The following is a 279-nucleotide window of genomic DNA, read 5'->3' as shown; positions in this document are numbered from 1 at the left end:
TCACCAGTTGTGGTGGCTGTGGTTTCATTGCCTGCGGCGTCGGTAACCGATACTTCAACGGTAAATTCACCTTCACTTAACTCATTAGGCACATCTACACTAAAGGTGCCATCGGCTTGCACTTCGGTCGTAATGGTTTGCGGGTTACCCGCTTCATCCGTTACGGTGATTGTAACAACCGTGCCCTCTGGCTCACCGGTTGCTGTGCCTGAAATAGTCGGTGTGGTGTCATTAGTATCACCAACCGGATCAATAACCACTGTGGGCGCTGCGGTATCA

1 protein-coding gene is annotated in these 279 nt (G+C 51.3%); it reads right to left on the bottom strand.

Annotated elements, in window-relative coordinates; all coding sequences use genetic code 11:
- A partial coding sequence (locus CWC16_RS11200) for an Ig-like domain-containing protein (protein ID WP_171037650.1) occupies positions 1 to 279 on the bottom strand: 279 nt, incomplete at both ends.

Source organism: Pseudoalteromonas sp. S3776 (assembly GCF_005886915.1).
Lineage (GTDB): Bacteria > Pseudomonadota > Gammaproteobacteria > Enterobacterales > Alteromonadaceae > Pseudoalteromonas.
The sequence above is the reverse complement of the archived record's forward strand: the minus strand, read 5'-3'. Positions and strand labels throughout refer to the sequence as shown.